This is a genomic window from Nonomuraea sp. NPDC051298, assembly GCF_055586305.1.
Window position 1 is genome coordinate 12,801 of the sequence record NZ_JBVJIM010000017.1, and the last position, 24,072, is coordinate 36,872.

Sequence of the window (24,072 nt, forward strand, 5' to 3'; positions counted from 1 at the left end):
CCGGGCACCCGCACGACCCCATCGTTCCCCTTCGAAAGGCATCGAGATGACACACGACATCCGCGAAAAAGTGCAGGAAATCCTGGACCGGGCCGTGGCCGAGGACCACATTCCCGGCATCGTCGCCGAGGTCCACGACGCCGACGGAACGTGGTTCGGCACCGCGGGAGTGGCCGACCTCACCACCGGGCACCCGCGCGAGCCCGGGGAGTACCTGCACATCGGCAGCTCCGGCAAGTCCTTCACCGCCGCCACGTTGCTGGCGTTGGCGGCCGAAGGCAGGCTGAGCCTCGACGACCCGGTGAACAGGTGGCTGGCCGGCGTCATGGACGCGGGCGGCTACGACGGCGACAAGATCACCGTCCGGCATCTGCTCAACCACACCAGCGGCCTGTTCCTCACCGGCCTCGCACCAGAGCTGCAGCACAGCATCGTCACCCAGCCGGACCGGGTCTGGACCACCTCCGACCTGCTGCGCCTCGCGGTTTCCCAGCCGCCGGTCGGCGAGCCCGGCGACGGCTTCGTCTACGCCAACGGCGGCTACTACCTGGCCGGCGCGATCATCGAGCAGGTCACCGGCAACAGCTACGCCGCCGAGGTCGAACGCACGGTCATCCGTCCGCTCGGCCTGACCAGCACCTACGTACGGCCCGCCACCGACACCGCGTACCCGGACCCGCACCCCAGGGCCTACGTCGCCAACATCCTCACGGACGGCGTCGACCCGGCGTCGCTCACCCCGGAGAGCTACGCCTCCCTGGCCGAGCGCTCCGACCTGCCGCCCCTCGACGGCACCGGGCTCAACACCTCATGGGGATGGGCGGCCGGCGGCGTCGTCTCCACCACCGGCGATCTGAGCCGCTTCCTCAAGGCGATCGCGACCGGCGGCCTGCTGCCACCGGCCCAGCACCGCCAGATGTGGACCATGGTCTCCTCCGGCAGCGCCGTCTGGCTGCCGCACGCCCGCTACGGCCTCGGCGTGATCGAGTTCGACGGCGAGGCGACCGACGGCCCGACCCTGCGAGGCGTGAGCGGCACCCTGCCCGGATCCTTCACCCTCGCGCTGACCACCGACGACGGCCTGCGGAGCGTCGTCGTCCACGCCACCATCGAGCCGAGGACCCTGGACCTCCCCATCAAGATCATCGAAGCGGTCTACGGCGTCACCCTCGGCTGACAGGTGGCCGCGGGGGTTCAGGAAGGCAGCGCGACCGGTTCTCCCATCGCCGTCAGGACGCGTCTCCGGCCGGAGTACGCCTCCCGGCCGTGCGCCATGGCGAAGTTGTCGACCAGCAGCAGGGTCCCCGGTCGCCACTCCACCCGGACGGTGCAGCGGTCCTGCGCCTGGTTGATGGTCTCGATGGTGCCGGCGTCCACGGGCCGGCCGTCGCCGTAGCAGGTGTCGAAGGGCAGCCCGTGCTCGCCGAAGGCCGAAGTCAGGATCTCCCGCTCGGCCGGATCGAGGTTCCAGCGGTTCAGGAAGGCGAGGTGGTTGAACCAGCACTGCTCGCCGGTGACGGGGTGAGACACGATGGCCCGTCGCGTCTGGCTGGTACGCAGTTCGCCGTTGCCCAGCCACTGGTGGTCAATGGCGTTCCGGCGGCAGTAGGCGCTGACCTCCTCCTCGCTCCCGGTGCCGAAGGTCTCCTGCCAGGACAGTCCCATCCGTCTCCTGAACCGTCGCCGTAACGTCCAGCCGTCGGCGGCCAGCCGGTCACGGAGCCGACCGGGCAGCGCGCCGAGCACCGCCCGGGTGTCGGCCAGCAACGTGGCCCCGCCCTCGGCGCCGGGCGTGAGGCAGCCGAACAGCAGGACGCGCGGAACCTGCGTGGCGTAACTCTGCTCGGGATGCACGCACATGGTCTGCTCGGCCGGCCAGCCGGATCCGGCGTAGACCATCCCGCCGAGGTCCTCGCGGATGACGATCGGCTCGCGTGGTGGGCAGGGACGCGCGAGCAGGAGGTCCCGTACCCGGGTGAAGTCGGCCGGGGTCCTGACGGGGAGGCCGTCGATGACGACGGCGCCCTCGGTGGGCAGCATGGCGTGCAGGGCCCGCGTGTTGCGCCGCACCCATTCCAGGCCCGTGTCGAGATCGGCGGCGCCGGCCCGCAGCCGGGGTGGCGCCGCCGCGGCAGGACCGGGGAGTCCGCCGTCAGAGATCGTCACGATGTCTCCCTTCCGCCGGAGTGATCCGGCCCTGCGTCACCGCTGGTCGTCGCGCACGTCGAACGTGATCAGCTCCGCGGCCCCGGCCAGCGTCGCGAGCACGCTCTGCGCGTCGTCGCCCTGCGCGATCACGAAGCCGAGCCGGTCGGTGAAGTCCCGCGGCGCGCGCAGCAGGCGGCCCGGTCCTGCGGTGACCGCCACCTGCCGGACGCCCGGCAGCCTGCGCGCCGCGTCTTCCCCGTGGACGCCGGTCAGCGTGCCGGGGCGATCCGCCAGCAGGAACCGGATGCCGGCGCGGCCCGTGACCTGCCCGCCGTACTCAGCCGTCCGGCCCGTCATGGCGAGGAGATGGGCCTCGATCAGGTCGGTTCCCGTGACGAGCCGGATGAGTTCGGTGATCATGCCCCCGGCCGGTCTGGCGTTGACCTCGACGATCGCCGGGCCCCGCGCGGTCAGCCGGAGCTCGACGTGAGCGGCGCCGGCCTCCAGACCCAGCGCCTTGAGCGTGCGGGTCACCACGTCGTGGACGTCCGCGACGACGGCCTCGGGCAGGTCCGCGGGGAAGAGGTGCTGGAACTCGACGAAGCACGGATGGCCCGTGGTGTCCTTGGCGGTGATACCGAGGAGGTCCACCTGCCCGTGCTGGACGAACGCCTCGGCGCTGTACTCCGGCCCGTCGGCGTACTCCTCGATCAGGACCCCCGGCAAGGCGGGCTCACCGCGTGCGTTGCGGCTGGTCGCGAGGATCTCGGCGGCCTGCGCGGAAGCCTCGGCGGCGGTCGTGCACAGGCGCACGTTCGTGGAGCCCGAGCCGTCGCGGGGCTTGACCACGCAGGGCAGCCCGATCTCGCCGACCACCTCCGCGACGTCGGCCACGCGGCCGGCGAGCGCGAAGCGCGGCTGAGGCACGTCGGCCCCGGCCAGGGTGGTCCTGGTCCCGAGCTTGTCCCTGCACAGGTCGATGGCGTCGGGCGGGTTGTGCGCGAGCCCGAGAGCCGATCCGAGGCGGGCCGCGACGCTCAGGTAGTACTCGCTCGTGGTGGTGATCCCGGCGAGCTGCGGGCGGGGGAGTCGTTCGGCGATCACGCGTTCCAGTTCCGCCGCGTCGCCGGTGTCGCAGATGACCACCTCGAAGTCGTCCGCGACCGTTTTGGGATAGCGCGAGGGGTCGCGGGTCAGCAGGACCGGGGTGTAGCCGAGCCGGCGCGCGGTGTGGGCCGCCAGCGCGCCGCTGCCGGTGGTGTTGGACTCGACGAACAGCAGTTTGCGCCGCCGTTCGCGCACCGAGGACCACGACCACGAGCTGACCGTGGTGCCGTAGGGCACCCGCGTGGGCTCGCCGGCGAGAGGGGCCTCGGCCAGGTGCTGCTCGGTCCAGTAGTCGTCGTCGTACACGGTGTCGACGTAACGGTCGCCGCGGTCGGCGAAGATCCCGACGATGGTGTCGCCGGGGGCGGCCAGCGACGCGACGTGGCCGAGGACCCGGTAGACGGAGCCGGCGGTGTTACCGGCGAAGATCTGCTGTTCCCCGGCCAGGTCACGGGTCGCGGCGAACGCCTCGCGGTCGTTGAGCCAGTGCACCTCGTCGAGCGCCGAGTGGTCCAGGTTCGGCGGGTGCAGGCTGTTGCCCAGCCCGCTCTGCAGACGAGCGGGCAGGTCCGGCTGGTCGAACAGCACGCTGCCCACGCAGTCCACGCCGACCACGCGCAGGCGTGGGAACGTGGCGCGCAGCGCCCGCGCGGATCCGCACAGTGACCCTCCGCTGCCGACGGCTCCGACGAGGACGTCGACCCGTTCCAGGTCGGCCCGCAGTTCGTCGGCGAGGCTCTGGTAGGCCAGGGGATTGTGGGGGTTGCTGTACTGGCGTGGCCAGAAGGCGCCGGGAAGATCCCGCAGCAGCCGGTCGAGCAGTTCCAGCCGCGCGCTCTGCCAGCCCTGGCCCGTCATGGCGTCGACGATGTGCACCGTGCAGCCAAGGCTCGTCAGCTTGGCCAGGGTGGCGCGGTCGATGCGCGGGTCGGTCACGATGTGGACCGGATGCCCGAGGCGTCGGCCGACCAGTGCGACGCCCAGCGCCATGGTGCCCGACGAACTCTCCACGATGGGGGCGTGCTCGGCCAGCTCGCCGCCGCGTCGTGCGGCGAGGATGACGTGCCTGGCCACCCGGTCCTTCATCGCGTACAACTGCTGCGACTCGAGCTTGGCGTAGACCCGGGCCTCGGGCGCGCCGGGCAGGTGGAGCCGTACCAGCGGCGTATGGCCGATGGCATCGATGATGTCGTCGAACCGCATACGAGTCCCCCGGTCAGTTCTCGAAGATCAGCGAGTGGTAGGTCGACACGTTGCCGGCGAGCGCGAAGCACACGCGCCGCATGGCGGTCAGCTTCGCCGGGTAGTCGGGGTCGGCGTCGTCGAGCAGCATCCCGACCGTCGTACCGCTGTGACCGGTGACGACACCGAGCCCGCCGATCTGGTGGCAGGCCGTGATCAGGGCCTCCAGCGTGCGTTTGGGACACAGCCGTTGATTCAGCACCGCGCTTCGCGTGGCGACCCGACCGACGACGGCGAGGTCGCGCCGGCGGACTGCCTCGCCGAGGGTGGCCAGCAGCTCGGCGTACTCGTCCCGCTCCGCCGCGCCGAAGGGCTTCGGCGCGCGGTTGAACGCGATCGTGTCCACCTCGCCGCCTTCGTCCAGCCCGACGACGGTCAGAGCCGGCAGCGAGCCGAGGCGGCGCAACAGGCGTACCTCACGGTGGTAGAAGGCGACCACGGCGGGGTGCATGACGCCGTCGGTCGGCTCGATCCCGCGCAGCAGGTTCTCGATGGTCACGGCGGACATCTCCAGGCCGAGCGCGTTGCCGACGGCACGTGCGGTCGCCACGAGATCGGCGGAGGAACTGGACAGGCCCTTCCCCTCGGGAAGGCCGCTGCCGATGCGGAGCAAGCCGCCGCCGCGGTAGCCGGCCGCGTCCAGGATCCGCCGCACGAGCGCACGAGCCTTGCGCTTGCGCGGAGGGAAGACGAGCAGCCGGTCATCGTGCGGTGTCACCGTGAAGGTGGCGGTGCTCCACAGGGCGATCGGCAGCGTGACCAGAAAGTCCCGGCGCCCGTCCGGCAGCACGCCCTGGAGAAGCTCGCCGAACGTGCCGAACGCGCTGCTCACGCCGACCGCCACGGACGGCGGGGCGTGGGAGAGGGCCGGCGGCCATGGCATGGTCAGGCGCCTTCGCGCGCGGGCTGGAACGACGTGGCGACGCCGCCGCCCCACGCCTCGAACACGATCTCGGCCGACTCCCGCGCGTGAGTACGCGGGAAGTAGTGACCGGCCCCCTTGATCTCCCGCAGGTCCACCCGATGCGCCAGCAGCGACCACCGGCGGTAGGCGGTGCGGGGATCTCCCACGGAGGCGTCGTCCGTGCCCGCGACCACGGTCACGGGGACGTCGAGGCGGCCGGGCAGGGGAGCAGCCTGCGCGGCCGCGAGATAGTCGTTGGCCACCCGGGCATCGTGCCGGTAGCAGTTGCCGAGTTGCCGCGTACGCTCCGGCCGCAGCCCGTCCAGCTCGGTGAACGCGCCGCCGAGTCCCAGCAGGCCCCGGATGTCCTCATCGGCCAGCGCGTCGATCCGTCGGCTGTCGCGGCGCAGGACGTCGGGCTCGTCGAGCGCTCTGGCCCCGATGAAGACGTGTCGCACGTCGCTCCGCCGTTCGACAAGCAGCCTGGTCACCGCCAGCGCGAGTGCGGCACCCGCGCCATGGCCCCACACCAGGAGCGGCCCGCCCACCCTGGCGCGCAGCTCTTCCGCGACCCGCCGGGCCATGGGCTCGACCTCGAGCAGGGGTTCGTCGGGCCGTGTGAGGTCGTGGCCGGGCGGGTCCACCGCGTACACCGCGATGTTCCGCTCGGCCAGTGACGACGCGAAACCGTGGAAGTTGATCGCGTTTCCCGCCGCGTACGGCACGCAGAGCAAGGTGGCGGCCGGATCGCCGGGCTGCGAAAGCGGCTGCAGCCAGCTCCGCTCCCGCTGTCCGGCCTGCGAGTCGATCAGCGCGGCGAGGTCGGCGAGCACGGGATTGTCGATGAGGTCCGTGAGCGAGACCTCCCGATCCAGTTTGACCACCAGGCGCAGTGCGGCCAGCGAGTCACCGCCGAGCGCGAAGAAGTCGCCGTCCGGGCCGACCTCTTCCAGCGGCAGAGCCAGCAGCTCCGCCCAGGCCGTGGCGAGCCGCCGCTCGGTGGGGGTGCGGGCGGCCCGCCGAGGTACGACGTCCTCGGCCTTCGCACCGGCGGCGCGCGACAGCGCCTTCCTGTCGACCTTGCCGTTGTCGGTGACCGGCAGTTCGTCGAGCCGGTGGCACACGGCCGGCACCATGTGCCCTGGCAGCAGTTCGCCGAGCTGCGCGCGCAGGCGGGCGGGAGGCAGGGCGCCGTCCGACACGTAGAAGGCGACCAGCGCCTTGCCCTGGCCCGGCGTGCTCACCGCGATCACCGCGGCGGCGCGTACTCCCGGCACGTGGGCGATGCGGTTCTCCACCTCACCCAGCTCCACCCGCATGCCGCGGACCTTGACCTGGTCATCCCTGCGGCCCAGGAACTCCAGGCTGCCCGTCGGCAGCCACCGGCCGTAGTCGCCGGTGCGGTAGAGGCGCTCTCGGGGGCGGTAGGGGTCCGCGAGGAACACCTCACGCGTGCGATCCGGGTCGTTGGCGTAGCCGCGGCCCACGCAGACCCCCGAGAAGACGATCTCGCCGGGCGAGCCGAGCGGGACGAGCCGTAGCCGGGTGTCCACCACGTAGACGCCGACGTTGATGTTCGGCCTGCCGACGGGGACGAGGTCCTCCTCCGGCGGCGCGGCCATGATCTCGTGGGTGGTGTCGTCCGACGCCTCCGTGGCCCCGTACGCGTTGAGCAGCTTGACGTCCGGGTAGCAGGTGAACCACCGGGTGACCAGGTTCTTGGTGATCGCCTCCCCGGTGACCGACACGAAGCGCAGCGAAGGCAGCTCCCGCGGCTGTCGTTCGAGGTAGGCCAGCACGACGTCCAGGTAGGACGGCACGACCTGGAGGATCGTCACTCCCGCCGCGTCGAGGTGGTCGAGGAGGCGGGGCACGTCGAGCACGACCTCGTTGTCCACGATGACCGTCCGCGCGCCGACCATCAGCGGGCAGACGAGCTGCCAGAGCGAGATGTCGAAGCACTGAGGGGCGTTCTGCGCCACCGCGTCGGCGGAGGTCAGGCCGAGATCCGCACGCTTGGCGAGCAGGTGGTTGAGCATGCCGTCGTGCTCGCACATGGACGCCTTGGGCAGACCCGTCGAACCCGAGGTGAAGTAGATGTAGGCGAGCTGGGAGACGCCGACGTCCACCCGCGGCGCGTCCGAGCGGTACCCGCCACCGTGCAGCTCGTCGATCGACAGCGTGGTGACGGCTCGCCCGCCCGACACCCTGGGTACGTTGGCCGGCGCGGCCCGGTCGCCGACCAGCAGGCGGCAGCCGCTCTGGGCGAGCATGACGGAGACGCGGTCCATCGGGTAGGCGGGATCCACCGGCATGTAGACGCCGCCGGCCTTGAACACGGCGAGGATGGCGGCCAGCCAGTCCAGATGGCGATCGGTCATGACCGCGACGACGTCCTCCGCCCGTACGCCGTGCGCGAGCAGCCCGTGCGCCAGGCGGTTGGCGCGGGCGTCCAGCTCCGCGTACGTCCAGCTTTGCCGGCCGTGCACCGCGGCGACGGCGTGCGGGCGCAGCCGCACCTGCTCCTCGAACAACTCGTGGAACCGGGCCTCCGGGAGCCGCAGCCGGTTGCCGTTCAGCTCGTGCACCTGGTGGGTCACCTCGGCGTCCGACAACAGGGTGCCGGCGTCATGGTCGGCGTCGAGGTCCTCGACCATGAGCGCGAGCGCCTTCTCGACATATCCCGCGACGCGCTCGACGTGGGCGGCGTCGAGCAGGCCCGCGTGGTAGCACAGCCGCAGCCGTACGACCTCGCCGACGTCGAAGTGGACGAGGAGCGCGGGATGGACGCCGAGTTCGGCCGGGAGGTCCGCGGCTGCGAGGTCCGCGGGCCATCCGCGATCGCCGCCGGTCACCTCCGTGCTCTGCCGCTGATCGTCCTCGATGGTCACCAGCACGTCGAACAGCGGGTCGGCGTCGCCCGCGAGATCGCGGATCCGCAGCGGCGGCACGTCACGGTGCCGCAGGACCGCGCTCTCGGCCGCACCCAGGCGATCCAGCAGGTCGGCCCAGCTACCGTCCTCGACGCGCGCGCACAGCGGAAGGAACACACGTCCGTCCTGGCCGCTCGCGGCCGGGACGCCGTAACCGACCCGCACGCCGGGCTCGCCGGTGAGGGTGCTGACGACCTTGATGATCGCGCACAGCAGCACCCGCCGCAGTGGCACCGCATCGGATCGTCCCAATGCTCGCGCCGCCCCGGCCAGACTCGGCGGCAGTACGGCGTCCACGACTCGCGTGACACGTGCCCTGGTGCTGCCCGGCGGAGCGGAGCGAGGCAGGGCGACGAACTCCGCCGACGCCAGTGCCGCCCGCCAGAACTCGTCCACGGCGTCGTCGGCCGGCTTTGTGCTCAGGGCCACAAATTCCCCTCCATACGATCGGGCCGCCGAAAGATGCGCACGCAGGAATTGTCTTTCCGGCATTTGGCAGGTGCTGTGTGACCACCATTTGAACGCCTCTGCGGTTACGCCTCGGTTATCCGTCTCAAAGGCGTCTGACCTGCTGTTAGCCAAGCCGCGGAGGTGCCAGGGAAGGGCAATCCTTGCTAGCGGAGTCGGCGCCGTGGTACTAGTGGCATCGCTCGCATCATTAACGTTTCACGCGGTGCCGGGGCCCGGCATGAGCCCCCCTTAATGGATGACGACTCTGTCGAGCGGGATATGTGGGACGCACCGAACGCGGCGAGCCGGAGAGGCAACCATGGATCCATATGACATTGCGTACGTCGAGCTGTATGCAAAAGACGAAGAAGCGATAGTCGAATACTTCACCTCATCATTCGGATTCGTCATCGAGGCGCGGTCGGGCGAGGAAGGCGACGAGACGTCCGCACAGCGGTCGACCGCTCTGCGCAACGGCCCTTTGACGATCGTGGTCACCACGAGCGGCGACCCGGAGGACGCGGTGACCCGCCACGTGGCCGTGCACGGCGACTCCGTCGCCGACATCGCCCTGGTCACAGAGGACGTCACGGCCGCCTTTCACCGGGCGGTCGCCCACGGCGCGGCCGCCGTGCGGCACCCCGCCGCCTCGGCGGACAACCCGGAGACGGGCCTGTTCGCCACGGTGTCCGCCTTCGGCGACGTGCGGCACACGTTCGTACCGAGCCTGGCCGGCTCGCTGCCGCCCGACAGGACGTGGCGGACCCGGCGGGCCGAACCGCAGGAGCCGGGCGTGGCCTTCCGCCGACTCGACCACGTCGCGGTCTGTCTCGAAGCGGGCACGCTGCATCAGACGGTGAAGTGGTACGAGGAGGCGTTCGGCCTCGAACGATACTCCTCGGAGCACATCGAGGTGGGCGGCCAGGCCATGGACTCCGAGGTGGTGCGGAGCCGCTCCGGCGGCATCACGCTCACCCTCATCGAGCCCGACACCAGCCGCGAGCCCGGCCAGATCTCGCAGTTCCTGGACGATCACGCCGGGCCGGGCGTGCAACATCTGGCCTTTCTCGTCGACGACATCGTGGACGCGGTGCGGACCTACGGCGACCGAGGTGTGCGGTTCCTGCAGACGCCGGACGCCTACTACCACCTTCTGGGCGCACGGGTGGGCGAGCTGAGCGAGAGCATCGACGACCTGCGCTCGACCAACGTGCTGGCCGACCGCGACGAGTGGGGGTACCTGCTGCAGATCTTCACCCGTTCACCACACCCTCGCGGCACGTTGTTCTACGAGCTGATCCAGCGGCACAACGCCCGCGGCTTCGGCAGCGCGAACATCAAGGCCCTGTACGAGGCCGTGCGGCGTGATCGCACGCAGGCCCCCGGCCACTGATCGTGAGGAGGGGGCGATGTCGGTGGAGCGGATCGCCGAGGGGGAGTCGCCGACGGTCCAGTCGTCGGCGGTCGGGTTGTCGGCGGTCGGGTTGTCGGCGGTCCAGCGGGACGCCTGGCTGGCGCACGCCCTGGACGCCAGGTTCTGCTCCTCGGTGGCGCGCGTCGGCCTGCGCGTCGTCGGCCGGCTGGACGCGGGCGGCGCGCGAAGCGCTTACGAGGAGCTGTTCGCCCGGCATCCGGCACTGCGGAGCACGGTCATCGACGTGGCGGGCCGGCCGGTCCTCGGCGTGGGCGGCGTGCTGCCCGACCTCGTCGTGGAGGACGTGGAAGGCCAGGACGAGGTGCGGCGGCGTGTGGACCGGGACGCCCTGGCTCTGGCCGACGCCGGGGACGCGCTGATGCGCTGCCGGTTGTACCGGCTGGCACCGGAGGACCACGTTCTGGTCATCCACGCGCACCGCGTCCTCTGCGACCAGCCGTCCCTGGAGAGGCTGGCGCGCGAATGGGCCGGGCACTACCGGCGGCAGACCACCGGACCGGTCGCCGAGCCGCCTGCCGCGGTCACCGGGCCGTCCTTTTCTGTCATGGAGCCGCCCGCCCCGCTCGGCGGAGAAGGCGAGCCCGCCCGCCGCGTCGCGCGGCTCGCCCAGGCACCGCACCAGGCACGGCTGCCCTGGGACCGCCCGAGGGGGCCGTCGCGGCGGAGCGCGGGCTCCGCTCTGCGGCGGCTGGTCCCCGCCGACGTCGCCGAGGGAGTGGCGCGCGTCGCCCGGCGGGAGAAGGTCGAGGAGGCGGTGATCTACTCGGCCGCCTACCGCGTACTGCTGTGGCGGCACACCGGCCAGCCGGACCTGCTGATCACGACGATGCGCGAGCCCACCGGCGAGGTCGGCATCGGCAGCCACGAGCGCCGCGTGGTGCTGAGCCATCCGCTGACGGGCACGAGCGACGTGCGGAGCCTGCTCATCGGCGAACAGCGAGCCGTACGGGCGGCGTCGGCCGACGGAATGTCCTACAGCGAACTCGTCGAGGCGGTACGCCCGCCCAGGTCACCGGCCATGGAGCCGTTGTGCCAGGTCGGCTTCGGATATCGGGAGCCGCCCGAGCCCGAGCGCGTTCCCGGCCTCGAGTCGTCCTGGTTCGACCTGCCGGTCACCCGCACCCCGTTCGACCTCGGCCTGGATCTGCTGCGCAGCGCCGACGCGGTGCGGGCCCTGTGGCAGTTCAACGACGACGTGCTCGACGCCGCGACGGTGGAGCGCATCGCGGAACGCTACTGGATCCTCCTGCGCGCGATGACCGGCGACCTCGGCTCGACCATCTCGGCTCTGCCGGTGACCGCGCCCGCGGACGCGCCGCACGCCGCGACGCTGACCGGCCGCGCGGCCGACCGGAGCGGGACCCTCCTCGACGCCTTCGCGGCCCAGGCGCAGCGTCGGCCGGACGCGGTCGCGGTCCGCTGCGACGGGCGGGCCCTCACCTACGCCGAGGTCTCCGCTCGCCGGGACGCGCTCGCCGAGCGGCTGCTGTCCTGGCGGCTCGGCCCTGAGGCGCGCGTGGCGGTCGTGCTCGGCCGCCGAGCCGAGGTCCCCGCGGTGATCCTCGGCGTGCTGCGGGCCGGATGCGTGGCGGTTCCGCTGGACCCCGCCCATCCGGCGGACCGTCGCCGGTTCGTTCTCGAGGACGCCTCGGTGCGGGCCGTCGTCACCGACGTACCCGGCCTGGAGCCGCCAGGCGACCAGGACATTCGTGTCCTGCGGCTACGGGACCTGACGGAGACGGCGGCGTCGCGGCCCGAGCCGGGCGTGGCGGTTCAGCCCGGCCGGCTGGCGTACGTGCTCTACACCTCGGGATCGACCGGGCGGCCGAAAGGCGTGGGCGTCACGCACGGCGGGCTGCTCAACTGCATCGAGTCGACCAGGCAGGCCCTGAACTTCGGTGCGGACCACTCGTTGCTGGCGGTCACCACGATCGGCTTCGACATCGCCATGCTCGAACTGTTCCTCCCGCTGGTCTCCGGTGGCCGGGTCGTCATCAGCGGTGAAGGGGCGAGCCGGGACGGCCAGGCGCTTCTGGCGCTGCTCGAAGGCGAGCGGGTCGACTTCATGCACGCCACCCCGATCGTCTGGGAGATGCTCTTCTCCTGCGGCTGGCAGGGAGATCCCGGCCTGACCGCCCTGTGCGGCGGCGAGACGGTCCCGCCCGCGCTGGCCGAGCGGCTCCTGACCAGCACCCGAGGGGTGCACCATCTCTACGGGCCCACCGAGACGACGATGTACTCCGTCGCCGAGCGGTTGCCGCCGGGGCCGCAGCCACAGCCGTTGCCGATCGGTACGCCGATCGGGAACACCGTGGCCTACGTGCTCGACGACGAACTCCGGCAGGTGCCTCCCGGCGTCACCGGCCAACTCTGCATCGCGGGTGACGGGGTGGCACGAGGATACCTGGGCCGTCCGGGCCTGACCGCCGCCCGTTTCGTACCGAATCCGTACGCGGGACCGCCGTTCGGACGCCTCTACCGGACCGGCGACCTGGCCCGGCAGCGACCGGACGGCCGCCTCGAACTGCGTGGCCGCGACGACAACCAGGTCAAGATCCACGGGCACCGCATCGAGCTCGAAGAGGTCGAGCACGTCCTGAGCCGCTGCCCCTCGGTCGCCACGGCCGCGGCAGTGGTGATCGACGGCGGTCCGGCGGGCAGGCAGCTCGCCGCGGTGCTGCAGCCCAGTCCCGGAGCCGGCGGTGATCTGCTGGGCCGGGTTCGTGCGTACGCGGAGGCGCACCTGCCCGGCTACATGGTTCCCACCCGCTACGCGGTCGCGGGCCGCCTGCCCACCACGCCGAACGGGAAGATCGACCGAGCGGCTCTGGCCCGGATGACGCCCGGCGGCGCGGACGGCCGCGAACGGACCGCGCACCCGCCCGAGCTGCGACTGGTCATCGAGACGTGGACGCGAGTCCTCGGCACCGGCCGGATCGGCGCGTCGAGCGACTTCTTCGCCATGGGCGGCACCTCCGCCGCCGCGCTCCAGGTCGTCGCCCGGCTCCGCGAGCTGTCGGGCCGGGAGGTCCCCGTCCGCGCCCTCTTCGACTCGCCCACGCCCGCCGGTCTGGCCGCCTGGCTGCGGGCACACGACGACGCCTCCGCCTACGGACAGGAGCCACGATGAGCAGCGACGCCCCGGCGCCGACCACACCGCGGACGGGAAGGTGCCGCGTGCTGACCAGAGTCGGCGAGCACGCGCGGGTGCGTCCGGACGCCCCGGCGGTGCGCGCGGCGGACGGCACGTGGAGCTTCGCCGAACTCCTCGCCCGGTCCCGGTCGCTGGCCGGGAGGCTGCGCGAGCGGGGGGTGGGCCCTGAGACGACGGTCGGGGTGCTGATGCCCGGTTCGCGGGACCTCGTGGCGTGCCTGCTGGCGGTGTGGGAGGTGGGAGCCGTCTTCGTCCCGCTCGATGCGCGGCAGCCCGTGCGGCGGCTCGACACCGTGCTGCGCGACGCCGACGTCCAGGTGCTGCTGGCCGACGAGGTGCCGGACGGCGTACGGATCGCCGGGGAACGGGTCCTCGCCCCGGCGGGCGTGCCGCAGGAGCCCGGCACCGGCGAAGGCGGCGTCGTCTCGCCGGATCCGCGGTCGTGCGCGTACCTCATCTACACGTCCGGCACCACGGGTGTCCCGAAGGGCGTGCAGGTGACCTACGGCGGTTTGCACACGTTCGTGGCGGCGCTGGAGACGCTTGAGCTGGAACCGCGGGGGAGCGGCGTCAACGCCGTCTCACCGGCGTTCGACGGCTGGCTCTGGTGCACGCTGCTCTACCTGACGTACGGGCAGTGCGTCGTGCTGCTGGACCTGGTCGGCCACGACGGCGAGGTGGGCGACGTCGACGAGCGCATCGCCCGGGTCGCGCCGAGCACGGTCTGCCTGCCGCCCTCCCTGCTGGCCGCCTGCCGGTCCGACATCGACACGGCCACCGTGGTCGTGATGGCCGGCGAGCCCGCCTCGCCCACCCTCGCAGAACGCTGGCGTGGCGGGCGGCGACTGCTCAACGTCTACGGCCCGACCGAGACCACCATCGCGGCGGCCTGGGCCGACACCGCTGCCGGTGACGATCCCGCGACGATAGGCCGGCCGTTGCCGGGCTACCGCACCTATCTGCTCGATGAGGAGATGCGGCCCGTTCCCGCCGGAACGCGGGGAGAGCTGTACATCGGTGGCCCCGCGGTGGCGCGGGGTTACCGCGGTCTGGCCGGTGCGACGGCGGCGGCGTTCGTACCGGATCCCTTCGGCGCTGACGGCGGCCGACTCTACCGTACGGGCGACACCGCCCGGCAGCGGCCCGACGGCCGGTTGGAGTTCCTCGGAAGGACGGACAACCAGGTCAAGATCCGCGGCTACCGGATCGAGCTCTCCGAGGTCGAGAGCGTGGTCACCGCCGTCCCTTCCGTCAAGGCCGCGGTGGCCTTCCCCATGCCGTCCGGCCAGGCACTCGGCGTCGCCGTCATAGCCGACGGGCGCTCCGAGCCGGCGGACGTCGCCGCGATGATCCGGCGGGCGTGCGCGGCGGCGCTGCCGGAGTACATGTGCCCGGCCGCCATCAGGCTGGTCACCTCCTTCCCCCACACGCCCACAGGGAAAGCCGACCGGGCGGCACTGGCGGCCGGGTCGGTCACCGAGCCGGCTCAGGACGCGACGGGGCCGATCACCCCGTCCCAGAAGGAGGTGCTGCGCATCTGGGAGCGCTACCTGGAGCGCCCCGTGACCGACGCGCACGCGGACTTCTTCGAACTGGGCGGCCACTCACTGGCCGCCGCGAGGGTGGTGGCGGAACTCAGACGCGACACCGGGCTGCCGCTGACCGTCCGGCATCTGCTCACCAACCCGACGGTGGCGGGCGTGGCCGCGGAGCTGACCCGGCTGTCGGAACAGGAGCCGGTATGACGGGCGGCGCCTGGACGGTCACCTGGGGCCCGCAGGAGGCGGCCGACAGGACATTGGTCTGCCTGCCCCAGGCCGGCGCCGGATGCGGACAGTTCCGTCACTGGCAGGAGTCGCTCGCGCCGGGCACGCAGGTGGTGGGCGTCCAACTGCCGGGCAGAGAAGGCCGCTGGCGGGAGCCTCCCGCGAGCACCTTCGACGAGGTGGTCGACGCCGTCGTGCCGTCGCTGGGCGAGTTGTGCCGCGAGCGGCCCGTGGTGGTGTTCGGATACAGCTTCGGCGGGCTGCTCGCATACGAGATCGTCCGCCGCTGTGGGCGGGAACTCGGCCTGTGGCCGGCCGCACTGGTGATCGCGGCCTGCCGCCCGCCGGAGTCATGGGCTGAAGGCGCCCGTGCCTTCGCCGACGAGGCCGAACTCGAACGGCTCCTCGACCTGCGGGGCCTCACGGAGGAACTCGACCAGGACAGCCGGGAACTCGTGCTGGATCTGCTGCGCGCCGACGCCGGCCTGTGCACGTCCTACCGCTACGCCGACGCGGCCCCCCTGCCCTGCCGGATCGAGGCGTGGGGTGGAACGCGGGACGAGACGGTGACCCGTTCCCAGCTCGCGGGCTGGGAACGCCACACCACGGCCGGATTCGGCCGGCGATCGTTCCGGGGCGGGCACGCGTTCGTCAGCGAACAGGGCGTGGCGGTGGCCGGGGCGATCGGCAAGGTGCTCGACGACACGCGCGGTCACGCGCGGGCTGGTGCGGACAAGGAGATGTGATGGGGGACGGCGATCGTCGGCTCGTGGTGCTGATCAACGAGGAGGAGCAGTACGGACTCTTCCCCGTCGGCCAACCGGTGCCCGCCGGGTGGCGGACGGCCGGTTTCGAAGGGCTGGAGGAGGAGTGCGTGCGCTACGTCGACGAGCATTGGGTCGACATGCGCCCGCTGAGCCTGCGCAGGGAGATGGACGCGTGACCCGCGCCATCATCGCCGCCGTGCGGACGAGGGCCTGCGGCGGTGGGACATGAGGATCGACCTGACCGATCCGCGGCTGTTCGCCGAGAACAGGATGGAAGAGGTCTTCGCCTGGCTCAGGTCTCGCTCCCCGGTGCACTGGCACGAGGACGGGAGGGGATCGGGCTTCTGGGTGCTCACCCGGCACCGTGACATCTCCATGGCGTACGCGGATCCCGAGACGTTCAGCTCGCGACACGGCATGCGCCTCGACAGCGACGAGGCCGCGGTCGCCCAGGTCTCCCAGCGCATGCTGATCGTCAGCGACCCTCCTGATCACACCTACGTCAGGAAGGTCGTCGCGAAGCCCTTCGGGCCCGCGGAGGCGGGGCGGATGGAGCAGGTGGCGGCCGGTGCGGTCCGGGACGTCCTCGACCGCGCGATGGAACGCGACGCCTTCGACTTCGTCGAGGTCATCGCCAAGGGCATCCCCCACGCGGTGGGCTGCACGCTGATGGGGATACCCGAGCAGGACCGGGCGTGGATCGGGGAGCTGACCACCGACGCCTTCGAGTCCGCCGACGACGTCGTCCGCGTCGGCGCGCACGCGGAGATCTTCCTGTACTTCAGCGAACTGCTCGAACGGCGCCGCGCCGCGCCGCGGGACGACTTCATCAGCCGCATCGCCGCCGACCGGCGTCAGGTGGACGGCTCGGCCGAGCGGCCGCTCAGCGACGAGGAGATCGTCTTCAACTGCAACGGCGTGCTCGCCGGCGCGCACGAGACCACGCGCTACGCCGCCGCGGGAGGAGTCCTCGCCCTGATGGAGAACCCCGAGCAATGGCGCCTGCTGCGCGCCGACCCGCGACGGGCGGTGCCGACCGCGGTCGAGGAGATCCTGCGCTGGACCACACCGGGGGTGCACGCCCTGCGCACCGTCACCAGACCCACCGTGCTGGCCGGTGCCGACCTGGCACAGGGCGACCGGGTGACCCTGTGGAACCTGTCCGCCAACCGGGACGAAGACGTCTTCACCGAGCCGGCCGCGTTCCGCGTCACGCGCACGCCCAACCGGCACCTCGCCTTCGGCCACGGCAGGCACGTCTGCCTGGGCGCCCGGCTCGCCAGGATCGAGCTCACCGCGCTGCTGCACGAGATGATCAACAGGGTTGAGCGCTTCCAGCTCGACGGCGTCCCGCAGTGGAACTCCTCCAACTTCACCTGGGGGCTGCGGACGCTGCCCGTACGGATGGTCCCCCGGCGGAGGCGGCACGGCGAGAAGGGCAGGCCGTGAGCGACACCGGCAGGCTGAAGGCGCCGCTCAAGCCGGAACTGCGCCGGATGCTGATGGAGCGTCCCGAGCCCGGCCGCCCGCAGTGGAAGGACGACCTGTCGCTCATCACCCGGGTCGACCTCGCGCACGTCGTCATGCTCACCGAACAGGGCATCGTCGTCCCGGACGTCGCGGCAGCGCTCCTGGAGCGCATCGTCGAGCTGCGCGCGGCGGACTTCCGCCCGCTGGAGGACCTGGCGACACCGCGTGGACTGTACCTGGCCTACGAGGAGCACCTCATCGACCGGCTCGGCGAACGGTGCGGCGGAGTCCTGCACACCGGCCGCTCCCGCAACGACCTGAACGCGACCTGCCTGAAACTGCGGCTGCGCGGGCCGTACGAGCGGCTGGCCCGTGCGCAGGCCGAACTCGTGCTCGCGCTGCTCGGTCAGGCGCGCCGGCATCAGCGGGTCATGATGCCGGCCTACACGCACTTCCAGGCCGCCGTGCCTGTCACGTACGGCCACTACCTGCTCGGCCTCGCCTTCGCTGCCGTCCGCGACCTCCGCGCGACGCTCCAGGCGGGTGAGGCGCTGGAGGAGTGTCCGCTGGGCGCGGGAGCGGTGGGCGGCACCACGGTCGCGATCGACGCGGGCCGCACCGCGCGGCTGCTCGGATTCGCCGACTCGGTGCCGAACTCGTACGACGCGGTCGCCTCGCGGGACGTGGTGCTGCGGCTGCTGTCGGCGGCGGCGACGCTCGGTGTGACCCTGGACAGGGCCGCGCTCGACCTGTTGCTGTGGTCGACGGCCGAGTACGGCCTGCTCACCTTCCCCGACGACCTGGTCGGCTCCAGCTCGATGATGCCGCAAAAGCGCAACGTCTTCGTGTTGGAGCACGTCCAGGGCAAGTCGTCCGCCGCCCTCGGCGCCTTCGTCGCGGCCGCCGCCGCCATGAGGGGGACCCCCTTCACCAACTCGATCGCGGTCGGCACGGAGGCGGCCGGCCACGCCTGGACGGCGCTCGACGCGATCACGGCCGCCGTGGAGATCCTTCGGCACTGCGTACTGGCGGCCGAACCGGACGCCGACGCGATGTCGCGCAGAGCGCACGAGGGACTGATCACCGCCACCGCGATGGCGGAGCGGCTCAGCGAGGCCGGGGTGCCGTTCAGACGCGCCCATTACGAGGTGGGCGCCGCGGTCCTGGACCTGCTGGACGGCTCGGCGGCCACGATGACGGAGGCCGTCGGCCGCCGGCTCGGCCACCGCCCGCCCGGCCTGGCGGCGCTCGACGCCGACTCCGTGGCGCGCGCGGCCGACTTCGGCGGCGGCCCGGGACCGGCTGGCTTCGCCTCGGCCGCCGAACGCCTGACCGCCCACCTCGCCGAGTGCCGGACGCGGCTCGACACCGTGACCGGCCGATGGCGACGGGCGCGGGACGAGCTCGACCGCGCCGTGGCGGCCGTCAGGGGCGGCGGGCACCCGCCCGAGGCCCCGACCACTACCTGTGACCAGAGGGAGCCGAGATGAACGTGAACGACGCCGACGCGGTGGTGGAGCTACGCAGCGACACCTTCACGCTGCCCACGGAGGCGATGCTCCAGGCCATGGTTCAGGCCGACCTGGGCGACGACACCTATGGCGAGGACCCCACGGTCACCGCGTTGGAGCGCAAGGCGGCCGGCCTGCTCGGCAAGGAGGCCGCCTGTTTCGTGGCCAGCGGCACGATGGGCAATCTGGCCTCCCTCATGGCGCACTGCCCGCGCGGGTCCAAGGTGGTGGTCGGCGCGGACTCCGACATCTACGTGTACGAGGCCGGCGGCGCGTCGGTGTGCGGCGGCCTGGTCTATCACCCGGTGCCCAACCGGCCCGACGGCACGATCGCGTTCGACGATCTCGCCGCGGCCTTCCCCGACGACCCGGACGACCCGCAGTTCGCCCTCCCCGGTCTCATCTGCCTGGAGAACCCGCACAACCGGTGCGGTGGCGTGCCGCTGGACCTCGGCTATCTCGCGGCTGTCCACGAGTTCGCCGTCGGCCGCGGCGTACCGCTGCACCTGGACGGGGCCCGGATCTTCAACGCGGCCGTCGCCGGCGGCACGCGGGCCGCGGACATCGCCGCACACGCCGACTCGGTGCAGTTCTGCCTGTCGAAAGGGCTCTCCGCACCGGTCGGCTCGATGGTCGCCGGCACGGCGGCGTTCGTCCGGCGGGTCCGCAGGGTGCGCAAGATGCTCGGTGGCGGCATGCGCCAGGCCGGAGTACTCGCCGCGGCGGGCATCGTCGCGCTGGACACCATGGCGGACCGGCTGCGCTCCGACCACGACAACGCGTCGCTGCTGGCCTCGGGACTCGCTCTCGTGCCGGGCATCCTCGTGGATCCCTGCGCCGTACGGACGAACATGGTGTTCTTCCGGCTGGACCGGCCGGAACCGGCGGTCGAGCGCTTTGTCGCCGACGTGGGCGCCCTGGGCGTCCGCGTCGGCGCGGTCGGCGACGGCCGGATCCGCGCGGTGACCCATGCGGGTGTGGGCGCGGCCGACGTCCGGCACGCGATCGACGTCATCGCGGGCGTGCTGGAGGCGGTCGGGCGACCGGGGGCGGAGAGTGCCGCACGGCGACGGGCGGTGCGGTGACGAACCGGGAGCCGTCCATGGACCAGGACCTGCGCGGGCGGCTGCTGCGGCTGACCCCGCGGGAGCGTTCCCGGCTCCTGGACAGCATCCGGGAGCGACGGACGCCGCCGCCGACCGGCTCGCCGGAGGAGGCGGAAGCCGGTCCCCGGTCGTATCCCGCTTCGCTCGGGCAGGAAGGCCAGTGGGTCCTGCGCAGCCTGGCCCCGGACTCGGCCGCCTACCACGTCCCTCTCGTCTACGAGATCATCGGCCCGCTCGACGTGGGCGCGCTGGCGGGGAGCATCGGCGATGTGGTGGCGCGGCACGAGACGCTGCGCACGGGTTTCACCCACCGGGAGGCCCGTCTCATCCAGGTGGTGCGGCCCGCCCACGAGGAGCGACGGCGGTGGGAGCGGATCGCCGTGGTGGACGTCGAGGGAGAGGACCTGCCGCATCGGCGGTCGCGGGCGATCGAGCTGGCCACGGCCGCGGCGCGAGAGGCGTTCGATCTCGGTGCCGGTGCTCCGTTCCGCGTGGGGCTGTGGCGGTGCGATGCCGAGCACCACGTCCTGGCGCTGGTGTTTCACCACATCGCGGTCGACGAGTGGTCGTGCCGGGTGGTGGAACGCGACCTGGGCGCCTGCTACGCCGCGCGGCGCGGGAAGAGCACCGCCGTGCTGCCCCGGCCGGCACTGACGTACGCGGCGTACGCCGAGGAGCAGCACCGGACCGACTGGACCCGCGACAGGGCCTACTGGAGCCGGCGGCTGTCCGGCCTGGACCCCGCTCCGCTGCCGGGAGATCTACCGGCCGGGCCCACCGCCGGAGGCTCCGGCGCGGTGCACGAGATCGCGCTGCCCTCCTGGGTGGGCGCCGGGATCGACCGGATCGCCGAAACAGGCAGCACCTCCAGGTTCAGCGTGATCGCGGCGATCGTGCTGCTGTTCCTGTCCCGGCTGACGGGGCGTGCCGACGTCGCCGTCGGCACGCCCGTCAGCGGCCGGGTGGACCCGCGCGCCCAGGACACCGTCGGATACTTCGTCAACACCGTGGTCCTTCGGGTGGACGTGGCTCCGCCGGAGACCTTCGCCCAACTCGTCGACCGGGTGCGCGCGTCACTGCTGGAGGCCATGGCGCATCAGGCGATGCCCTTCGAGCTGGTGACCCGGGCGCTGAGCGCGGCGCGCGGCGGCAGCCGCAGCCCGCTCTTCCAGACGATGCTCGCCTACGCCACCGACGACGCGGCGGACGGGCTGCGCCTGTCCGGTCTGGACGTCCGCCCGCTGCGGCCGGCCGAGGACGAGGTGCCGTTCGACGTCACCATCACCGCCGCGGACCTGGCCGAAGGGCTCGGCTTCCGGATCGAGTACGCCGACCGGTTGTTCGAGCCCGACACCGTGCGGTACTGGGGGCGGACGCTCGCCGCGCTCGCCGAGATCGTCGTGGCCGTGCCCGGCACCGTCATCGAGTCCGTGCTGGCCGCCCTTCCACGGGAACGCGCGGCCATCGAGGCGTGGAGCCCGCCGCCGGCCCCCGTGCCGGAGTGCGGCGTCCACCGCCTGTTCGAGCAGCAGGTACGCAGGACCCCCGACGCGGTGGCCGTCGACGATCTGAGCGGCCCGGCGCCGCGCCGGTTGACGTACCGGGAGCTGGACACGCTGGTCAACAGGGCGGCGGCGGTGCTACGCGGGGCAGGGGCCCGGCGGGGCGGCCTGGTGGCGATGTGCACGGGATCGGGGCTGGTCGCCACCGTCTGCACGTGGGCGGTGTGGAAGACCGGCGCCGCCCTGGTGCCGCTGGACCACACGCATCCCCGTGAGCGGATCCAGCGCGTCCTGCGGACGATGGGGGACCCGCCACTCGTGGCCGACGCGGAGACTGCCGTCCGCCGGCCGGACGACGCGAACGTCATCGTGCTGGACGACCTGCTGGCCGGCGGGACCGGCCCGGCGGACGCCTCCTTCGCCGCCGCGGACACCCACCCGCTCGATCTCGCGTACGTCATCCACACCTCCGGATCGACCGGAGAGCCCAAAGGGGTGCAGATCCACCACGGCGGCCTGGCCAACCACGCCCGCCATCAGCTCCTTCCCCTCTACCGCGCGGCCGCCGCGGAAACCGGCGCGCGGCTGCGCGTCGGAGTGACCGCGTCGTTCGCCTTCGACGTCTTCTTCAACCAGCTCCTGCCCCTGCTGGACGGGCACACGGTCGTCCTGATGAGCGAACGGCAACGGGAAGACCCCAGGTTCCTGCGCCGTCTCGCCGACACGGACGCGGCCCTCGACGCCGTGGACTGCACGACCTCCCAGCTCGACCTGCTGGTCGATCTCGGACTGCTGGACGCGTCCCGGCCGCCGAAACTGGTGATCTTCGGTGGGGAGTCCTGCTCGCAGCACCTGTGGACCAGGCTGCGCGCGTATCCGGGGACCGCCGCGTACAACGTCTATGGCGCGACCGAGTGCTCGGTCGAGTCGACCAGCGCCGACGTGCGGGAAACGCCGACGGTGACGATCGGCCGCGGACACGGCAACACCGAGATCCACGTCCTCGACGACGATCTGCGGCAGGTGCCGATCGGCGCCGTCGGCGAGATCTGCATCGGCGGAGCCGGTGTGGGCCTCGGCTACCGGCACAGACCTGGCCGCACCGCCGGTGTGTTCGTGCCTGATCCGTACAGCGGCCGTTCTTCGGCGCGCCTGTACCGGACCGGCGACTACGGCAGGTTTCGCCCGGACGGCCGGCTGGTCTTCGCGGGCCGCAGGGACGGGCAGATCAAGCTGCTCGGGCAGCGGGTCGAACTCGAGGAGATCCGCGCCGCCCTGTGCCGGTTGGACGGTGTCCGCGATGCTGTGGTGATCTTGGACGCCGGCTCCGCCGCCGGGCACCGGCTGATCGGCTACGTCGTGCGTCACGGACGGGAGCCGCTCTCGGAGCAGGACCTCCGCACCCGGTTGGGCAGGCAACTGCCGAAGCACATGGTGCCTGCCGTCCTCGTGGCGCTCGACCGTCTCCCGCTGACCGGCAACGGGAAGGTGGACCTGGCCGGACTGCCCGTACCGGCGCGCGGCCCACACCCTGCGGGCGCGCGGCGGCCGCGCACCGAGCTGGAGACCGGCCTCGCGGAGGTCTGGCAGGACCTGCTCGGCGTGGCGGAGATCGGCCCGCACGACGACGTCTTCGCCCTGGGCGCCCATTCGCTGCTGGCCGTGCAGGCCGCGCTGCGGCTGGAGGAGCGGCTGGGCCGACCGGTCCCGCTGCACCCCCTGCTCATCGCCACCACGGTCGCCGAGCAGGCCGTCGAGCTGGACGAACCCGGCTCCGCCCCCGACGCGCAGGCGGCGGATCCGGTGCGCCTGCACCGGCTGGGCGGAGCCGGCCCCGACGCGGTCGTCCTCATCCATCCGCTGGCGGGCAACCTGTTCTGCTACCGCGCGCTGGCGGCCGGGCTCCGCTTCGACGGCGAGGTCCTGGGCATCGCCTTCGAGGCCAGCCTGGGCCAGGACCCGCCCCCGTACTATGACGTCGATCGGCTCGCCGACCGCTACGCCCGCCTGGTGGCCGACCGGCTGGGCGATCGCCCCGTCACGCTGGCGGGCTGGTCGGTGGGAGGCGTGCTCGCGCACGCGGTCGCCTGCCGGCTGCCGGCGATGGGCGCCCGCCCGCCGGGGCTGGCCCTGCTCGACAGCGCCTTCGGCGATGCGGAGATCCACGACGAGGTGGCGCGGCTGGACGATCTGCTCGCCCGGATGCCTGACGCGCCACTGGCCGGACTGCTCGGCGAACCCGCGATGCGGCGGCAGCTCCGCGACTTCGGGGTGACGCCGGACGGCCTGGCGGCGATCGGGGAAGCGGCCGTGCGCCGGCAGGTGACCCACTGGCGGGCGATGCTCGCCGGCCTCGCCCGCCACCGGCCCGGCGTGTTCTCCGGCGCCGCCCGGCTGCTCGTCTCCCGGCTGCCGCAGGCCGTGGTGGACGACGTATCGGCGCGCTGGAGCCAGGTCGTCGAGGGCCTCACGTTGTCCTCCGTCTCCGGGGACCACTTCGACGTGCTGGCGCCCCCGGCGGTCGACACCGCCGCCGAGGTGGTGCGCGCCGCCATGCGGTCGATCAACGAGTGAGGA

Annotated in this window: 14 protein-coding genes; 10 read left to right on the forward strand and 4 right to left on the reverse strand. The window is 72.4% G+C overall.

All coding sequences use genetic code 11. The features are described from left to right. The first annotated feature begins 46 nt into the window (after positions 1-46). Positions 47-1,177, forward strand: coding sequence for a serine hydrolase domain-containing protein (locus ACZ6S0_RS37030; RefSeq protein WP_465923982.1), 1,131 nt, complete (start codon positions 47-49; stop codon positions 1,175-1,177). A gap of 17 nt (positions 1,178-1,194) precedes the next feature. On the opposite strand, the gene ACZ6S0_RS37035 is transcribed toward ACZ6S0_RS37030, so the two are convergent. The 4 genes from ACZ6S0_RS37035 to ACZ6S0_RS37050 are packed head-to-tail and all read right to left on the reverse strand — an operon-like array spanning position 1,195 to position 8,763. After that, positions 1,195-2,166 carry a TauD/TfdA family dioxygenase gene (locus ACZ6S0_RS37035; protein ID WP_465923983.1) on the reverse strand — a complete coding sequence of 324 codons (972 nt, stop codon included), beginning with the start codon at positions 2,164-2,166 and terminating at the stop codon, positions 1,195-1,197. Between the two features lie 36 nt (positions 2,167-2,202). Beyond that, complete coding sequence (locus tag ACZ6S0_RS37040; RefSeq protein WP_465923984.1) at positions 2,203-4,458, reverse strand: pyridoxal-phosphate dependent enzyme; 2,256 nt, start codon at positions 4,456-4,458, stop codon at positions 2,203-2,205. 13 nt (positions 4,459-4,471) lie between these two features. Continuing rightward, complete coding sequence (locus ACZ6S0_RS37045) at positions 4,472-5,380, reverse strand: GHMP family kinase ATP-binding protein (RefSeq protein WP_465923985.1); 909 nt, start codon at positions 5,378-5,380, stop codon at positions 4,472-4,474. Positions 5,381-5,382: 2 nt separating this feature from the next. Then, positions 5,383-8,763 (reverse strand): non-ribosomal peptide synthetase, encoded by a 3,381-nt coding sequence (locus tag ACZ6S0_RS37050; protein ID WP_465923986.1) that lies wholly within the window; start codon positions 8,761-8,763, stop codon positions 5,383-5,385. Positions 8,764-9,103: 340 nt separating this feature from the next. On the opposite strand from ACZ6S0_RS37050, the gene hppD reads away from it, so the two are divergent. Genes hppD through ACZ6S0_RS37095 form a run of 9 tightly spaced genes read left to right on the forward strand, consistent with a single transcriptional unit; the run spans position 9,104 to position 24,069 of the window. Beyond that, entirely contained in the window at positions 9,104-10,177 is a 1,074-nt protein-coding gene (hppD, locus tag ACZ6S0_RS37055) for a 4-hydroxyphenylpyruvate dioxygenase (RefSeq protein ID WP_465923987.1), read from the forward strand. A 16-nt stretch (positions 10,178-10,193) separates the two neighbouring features. Continuing rightward, complete coding sequence (locus tag ACZ6S0_RS37060; RefSeq protein WP_465923988.1) at positions 10,194-13,349, forward strand: non-ribosomal peptide synthetase; 3,156 nt, start codon at positions 10,194-10,196, stop codon at positions 13,347-13,349. Positions 13,350-13,396: 47 nt separating this feature from the next. Beyond that, positions 13,397-15,118 (forward strand): non-ribosomal peptide synthetase, encoded by a 1,722-nt coding sequence (locus ACZ6S0_RS37065; protein WP_465923989.1) that lies wholly within the window; start codon positions 13,397-13,399, stop codon positions 15,116-15,118. Then, the gene (locus ACZ6S0_RS37070; RefSeq protein WP_465923990.1) at positions 15,115-15,885 is read left to right on the forward strand and encodes a thioesterase II family protein; all 771 of its coding nucleotides are present in this window, start codon (positions 15,115-15,117) and stop codon (positions 15,883-15,885) included. The genes ACZ6S0_RS37065 and ACZ6S0_RS37070 overlap by 4 nt, the downstream gene beginning before the upstream one ends. Next, positions 15,885-16,082 (forward strand): MbtH family protein, encoded by a 198-nt coding sequence (locus tag ACZ6S0_RS37075; RefSeq protein WP_465923991.1) that lies wholly within the window; start codon positions 15,885-15,887, stop codon positions 16,080-16,082. Before ACZ6S0_RS37070 ends, ACZ6S0_RS37075 begins: the two co-directional genes overlap by 1 nt. A gap of 49 nt (positions 16,083-16,131) precedes the next feature. Then, on the forward strand, positions 16,132-17,355 hold the full coding sequence (locus ACZ6S0_RS37080) for a cytochrome P450 (protein ID WP_465923992.1): 1,224 nt from the start codon (positions 16,132-16,134) through the stop codon (positions 17,353-17,355). Continuing rightward, positions 17,352-18,866: a lyase family protein gene (locus ACZ6S0_RS37085; RefSeq protein WP_465923993.1), complete on the forward strand. Its 1,515-nt coding sequence runs from the start codon at positions 17,352-17,354 to the stop codon at positions 18,864-18,866. The genes ACZ6S0_RS37080 and ACZ6S0_RS37085 overlap by 4 nt, the downstream gene beginning before the upstream one ends. Next, complete coding sequence (locus ACZ6S0_RS37090) at positions 18,863-19,972, forward strand: GntG family PLP-dependent aldolase (protein WP_465923994.1); 1,110 nt, start codon at positions 18,863-18,865, stop codon at positions 19,970-19,972. The genes ACZ6S0_RS37085 and ACZ6S0_RS37090 overlap by 4 nt, the downstream gene beginning before the upstream one ends. 17 nt (positions 19,973-19,989) lie before the next feature. Continuing rightward, entirely contained in the window at positions 19,990-24,069 is a 4,080-nt protein-coding gene (locus ACZ6S0_RS37095; protein ID WP_465923995.1) for a non-ribosomal peptide synthetase, read from the forward strand. Positions 24,070-24,072 lie beyond the last annotated feature (3 nt).